4 protein-coding genes and 1 rRNA gene are annotated in these 6,000 nt (G+C 33.9%); 4 read left to right on the top strand and 1 reads right to left on the bottom strand.

The window, feature by feature from the left end; genetic code table 11:
* Positions 1–204 precede the first annotated feature (204 nt).
* From rrf to nrdJ, 4 genes are all read left to right on the top strand, one after another.
* Positions 205–321: ribosomal RNA gene (gene rrf / locus BLP68_RS18995) — 5S ribosomal RNA — on the top strand.
* Positions 322–550: 229 nt separating this feature from the next.
* Positions 551–1,060, top strand: a complete 510-nt coding sequence (locus BLP68_RS18990; RefSeq protein ID WP_091547083.1) for a thioredoxin family protein — start codon at positions 551–553, stop codon at positions 1,058–1,060.
* Between the two features lie 217 nt (positions 1,061–1,277).
* Positions 1,278–2,498, top strand: coding sequence for a putative glycoside hydrolase (locus BLP68_RS18985; RefSeq protein ID WP_091547081.1), 1,221 nt, complete (start codon positions 1,278–1,280; stop codon positions 2,496–2,498).
* A gap of 450 nt (positions 2,499–2,948) precedes the next feature.
* On the top strand, positions 2,949–5,303 hold the full coding sequence (gene nrdJ, locus BLP68_RS18980) for a ribonucleoside-triphosphate reductase, adenosylcobalamin-dependent (protein WP_091547079.1): 2,355 nt from the start codon (positions 2,949–2,951) through the stop codon (positions 5,301–5,303).
* Positions 5,304–5,373: 70 nt separating this feature from the next.
* Here nrdJ and BLP68_RS18975 read toward each other — a convergent pair whose 3' ends face one another.
* Complete coding sequence (locus BLP68_RS18975; protein WP_091547077.1) at positions 5,374–5,829, bottom strand: hypothetical protein; 456 nt, start codon at positions 5,827–5,829, stop codon at positions 5,374–5,376.
* Positions 5,830–6,000 lie beyond the last annotated feature (171 nt).

Genomic DNA, 6,000 nt, shown 5'->3' with positions numbered 1-6,000 from the left:
AAAAAACAACAAAATATTTTCTTAGTATTTACTCTTTAACATTGTATAGTTTTGAGGGTACAATAGTATTCTCGGTGCTAACGCACCTCAAAACAAATTGAAAATGAAAAATTGAAAATGGAAAATTAATAGATTAAATCTTTTAAGGCTCTAAAATCAATCTTCAACTTTCAATTTTAAATTTAATCCGCAAGGATTAACAAATATCGTGACAATAGCGAAGGGGTCACACCTGTTCCCATCCCGAACACAGAAGTTAAGCCCTTCAGCGCTGATGGTACTTGGCGGGAAGCTGCCTGGGAGAGTAGGACGTTGCGGTTTTAAAAAAACTTCCTTAAGTAAAGGGAGTTTTTTTTATGCCTATAAATAGGGCAGCTTCAACTAATATGAACTTGGCGGGAAGCTTTACTAGTTTATTTTTGATATTAGGTTATATTAAGACAAACCATATAATATATTTTAAGTGGTAATATTTACATAACTGAATTGGGAATAATATATATTTATGAATTATGATATAATAGGATAAAAGGTTTAGGGGGGATATTAGATGACTTTTAGCGAACTTATGAATAATGGCTGCTCCTTCGAAGAATTTATTGACCAAGATAAGGACATTAACAGGGAAAAGACTGTAGAAATATATGAAGGAATTCAACTGGATGAAAATCTTAAGGATAGGATAAAATCCATACATAAACCCTTCAATGTACTTGTATTTGCTGAAATATGGTGCCCAGACTGTATGATCAACGTTCCGGCCTTACAAAAAATAAAGGATATAAATCCTAATATTCATTTTAGTATACTGCCGAGGGACGGTAATGAGGAGTATTTAAGTCAATATAAAGTAGGTGGTAAGGTTAAAATCCCAACATTTCTTATATTAAATGAAGAATTCAAGGTTTTGGGAGCCTTCATTGAGACTCCAAAGGCTGTTAAGGACGTAGTGGACAAAGGAAATCAAGTTGAAATTATTATAGCAAAAAGAAAATATAGAAAAGGTGAATATGTAAAGGATACTATTGAAGAAATATTACAATACCTTGAAAATAGTTAGTATTCTCTATACTGTGAGTCTTTAAGCCCAGCATATGCATGCTGGTTTTTTTTCTGTCGTGATGCGCCCAGCGAAGCTGGGTCACACTGCTTAGGAAATATTAATTGATCTTAAAAGTCAATTTGCGACAAAAGGCGGGAATTTCCATCTAAAAAACAGATGTGAATTGTCAGACCCTATGATATAATGAAAAAGACTATTTACAAGGAGGGACAACATGAATAAATCCAAGAAAATATTACTGATGATCGTTATGGTTATAGCTATTTTGGGTACAGCCATATACTTAAGTGTTAATAATGAACAAATACAAGAAATAACAGAACATATTTTTGATGATAATCAGGTTTGGGCTGACTATGATATGAGAGATATATTATTAGATAGCGATCAATATTTTATTCAACCTGATGTTAGTTGGAGTCCCTACAAAGAATATCGCAAGGTAAAAGGCATTTTCATGACAGGACATAGTGTTGGATTAACCGAACGATTCAATAGAATGTTAGAACTAACTGATGAATCTGTAATAAATGCCTGGGTTATTGATGTAAAGGATGACCATGGTACTATGACATATAGATCCAGTATTCCACTAGTTAAAGAAGCTGGTGCAGATAAAATCGTTAAGGTACGGGATTTCCCTGCTATTATGGACACATTAAGAGAGCATGATATATATCCCATTGCGCGAATTGTTACCTTTAAAGATAAACAAATTACTGCCGCTAGGCCAGATTTAGCAATAAAGACTAATACAGGGCAGGTTTGGAGAGATAGAAAAGGAGATGCCTGGCTAAATCCATATAACCCAGAGTCATGGGATTATGTTGTTGATATAGCAAAGGAAGCTGCTGAAATGGGTTTTAAAGATATACAATTTGACTATGTACGCTTTCCTACAGATGGTAATAGAGCAATTATTGATTACGGCGAAGCAGGTAAAAATGAAACAATGGCAGAAACCATTGCAGCATTTCTAGAATATGCAAGAGAAGAACTCAAGGACTATGGAGTCTATATATCTGCAGATATATTTGGCCTTGTAACAACTGTTTCGGATGATATGAGACTAGGGCAGCATCTTGAAACAGTTGCATTGGCCACCGATGTTCTATTACCAATGGTTTACCCTTCTCATTATGCATTGGGAACCTATGGTGTACCAAAACCAGATTTTGATCCATACACTATAGTATACACAAGTATGAATACTGCGAGAGAAAGAATTGAAGCTATCGATACCGATAGACCAAAGGCAGTGTTAAGACCATGGCTTCAGGATTTTACTGCTAGCTACCTTGGACAAGGTTATTATCAAGTATATGGGAAAGAACAGATAAAGGCGCAAATTAAAGCCACCTATGATGCAGGTCTAGAGGAATGGGTCCTATGGAATGCTGGGAATAGATATACATGGGATGCACTAAAGAATTAAAGTTAATCGTAATAAGTAGTGTGAAATTAGTAATTAAAAGACATAAAATAGAAATCAAATAAAAAACACTGTACTATGGTATCAATGGGCCATAGTACTTTTATTTGTAAATAATTAGCACTACAACTTTCTTTCATGATTTTTTCATTAAATCACTATGCACTTTTCTCCTGTTACTATTTAATTATTCAATTTTTTTTTGAATTTTTATTTCAATTATATATAGATTTATGAGTTTATTGTGTCATTCGATTATTGACTTTGACCACTGCCTTTGGTACAATATATTGTACATGGAAAATCTATGCACACAAAATATAGTTGTTTTGGCTTTGTTTCATTTGCTTAATTAAGGGGTATATTTAGTGTAGCAATAGTACAATTCTTTATATTTTATTAGAATTTACATAAGAGAAGACTTTTATCATCTAAAGGAGAGGGAGGATTTATATGCTTAAGGTTATTAAACGTGATGGGACTATGGTTGATTTTGATAGCATGAAGATCACCAATGCAATCGAAAAGGCTATGGCAGAAACGAAAAACGGTATTGATAGAAATTTGAGTAGAGAAATTACAGCGAAAATTCTAGATGAAATGAAAGATAAAAATACACCTATAAATGTTGAGGATATACAAGATGTTGTAGAAGATATGCTAATGACAAGTCAACGAAAGGATGTAGCTAAAAAATATATTATATATAGAAGTGAGAGGGATAGAATTCGTAGTACAAGAAAGAAAAAGGAAGCTCAGCTAGTATCCGATGAATTTATAAGTAGATATAAACATAGGCCATCACCAATGAGTCAGTTAGGTGATTTTGTATACTATCGCACCTATTCAAGATGGTTATCTGATGAACGTAGGCGTGAGTACTGGTGGGAAACAATAAGGAGGGCAGTAGAATATAACTGTAGCCTTGTTGCTACTACAAGAGAAGAGGCTGAAAAGCTCTTTGATAACATCTATAATTTAAAGCAATTTTTATCAGGAAGAACCTTTTGGGTTGGAGATACGCCTGTTGCTAAGAATTATCCTATGTCAAATTATAATTGTTCCTTCTTAACTATAGATAGCTTTGAATCGTATCGTGATTTATTTTACCTCTTAATGATAGGCTCTGGAGTAGGTGCAAGGGTTTTACTAAAGGATGTAGCAAAGGTACCTAAAGTACGTACTGATTATGAAATAATCCATAAAGATTATACACCAATTGCTACAACTGAAAGGGAAGACAGTACAAGCTTAGAATTCTTCTATAACAATACTGTTAAAATAACAGTAGGGGATAGTAAAGAGGGCTGGGTACAGGCATTAGACTTCTTTTTCAAGATAATATATAGTAATGAATACAGAAACGTAAAAACAATTATAGTAAATTATGATCATGTTAGGCCAAAGGGAGAAAAACTAAAATCCTTTGGAGGAACTGCAAGTGGACATAGCAGCTTAAAGAATATGTTTCATAAGATAAGTAAAGTAATACAAAAAAGAGGCTTTATTAATGGAGCTAAACGGGTTAAGCTTAAGCCTATAGATTGTTTGGATATTGCTAACATTATAGGGGAGAATGTAGTTGTTGGAGGAGTTAGACGTACTGCTGAAATGATTCTAATTGATCAAGAAGATAATGAGTGTATTGAAGCTAAGTCAAATCTATATAAACAAATAGATGGACAATGGATTGTAGATAAAGATATTATTCATAGACAGATGAGTAACAATTCTATTTATTATACAACAAGACCCACTAGAGAACAGCTACACTGGCAAATAGAAAGGATGAGATACTCTGGAGAGCCAGGCTGGGTAAATGCAGAAGCCGCATCCAAGAGAAGAGAAAATATGAATGGAGTTAATCCATGTGGTGAAATTCTCCTGGATTCAAAGGGCTTGTGTAATTTAACAACAATTAATGTATATGCCTTTGTTAAACCAGATGGAACACTGGATATGGATGGGCTGATGGAAGCTCAGCGGTTATCAGTACGGGCAGGCTATAGAATGACTTGTGTTGAATTGGAGATTCCTGAGTGGGATGATGTTCAGAAGAGGGATAAGCTGGTAGGTTGCTCCTTGACTGGCTGGCAGGATATGATCAATGCAGTGGGACTATCAAAAAAAGAAGAGGCTCAGCTACTAAAAAGGCTAAGGGAAGTAGCCCATGAAGAGGTTAAGGCATATGCAGGAGAAATTGGAGAAAATGCCCCTCTATTAGTTACAACAGTAAAGCCAGAGGGTACATTAAGTCAGCTACCAACAGTCTCCAGTGGAGTTCACTATTCCCATTCACCATATTATATAAGAAGAATTAGGGTAAGTGCCCATGATCCGTTAGTAAAGGTATGCGAAGAGCTTGGTTATCCGGTATACCCAGAGGTTGGACAGGATTGGGAAACCTGTGTTACTAAGGTGGTTGAATTCCCAGTTAAGGCTCCATCTGGAAAAACGAAATATGATGTTACTGCTATAGAACAGCTGGAAAACTATAAGTCATTTATGAAAAACTATGTAGATCACAATTGTTCTATTACAATTCATGTTAGGAATCATGAATGGCAAGAGGTTGAAGAATGGGTGTGGAATAATTGGGATGATATTGTTGCACTATCCTTTATTTCACTAGATGATAATTTTTATAAATTATTACCTTATGAGTCCATTGATGAAGATGAATATAATCGTAGAGTACAGTTAATGAAGCCCTTTGTTCCATCATTGATTAGTAAATACGAAAAACAGGAAATAGAAGTAGAAATTGAAGACGACGGCTGTGCATCAGGTGCATGTCCTATAAGATAAGGCTGGCCCTTACCATAAATCAATGGTAAGGGCTTTAATATTTTAGAATATATACTAGTGGATAAAGAGATTATATATTCTTTAAGATATTACGGTGTATAGCCAATAGGTAATACCAGTATACAAGCAGCAATGGTAGTAAATAAGAGATAAATGTGAAAAAGATGTTCCAGCCATTAGTATAAATAACTATATCCATCATAAGTGCAATATACTCTAAGAAGGTTATAATTATACTGGCTATTAATACAATAAAATATGGATTAGCTTTTTTATTCTTTATAAAGACAATCATAAGGCATGCATAAACAGGATATAAACCAAGGTCATAAGGTAGTGTGGAGTAATAATTAAACCTTTCGGGAGACACTTTCCAGTAATGAGAATGATAGGCCCAAGTATTTATAGTATAAGCAAATACAGTTCCAATGGGGGCAATAACAATAAAAATATTTAAGTTTTTCATTATATACTTTATTGAGATTATCCATGGTACAATAAAGCCTATAATATAGTTTAATAGCATCTGTCATCCTCCTTGCATCAGATTTTTAAATATACGATTGTCCACCAAATATAGTATAAGCAAAGGATAGTATAATAATATATTGAGTATGAAAAAAAATGTAATATCAAAATTATTACCTCAAGATTAATGTTTTATGTAATGATATAAATAGTATTAACTGCTATGATA

Source organism: Alkaliphilus peptidifermentans DSM 18978 (assembly GCF_900101495.1).
Taxonomy (GTDB): domain Bacteria; phylum Bacillota; class Clostridia; order Peptostreptococcales; family Natronincolaceae; genus Alkaliphilus_C; species Alkaliphilus_C peptidifermentans.
Note: the sequence above shows the minus strand (reverse complement) of the source record. Positions and strands in the feature narration are given on the sequence as shown.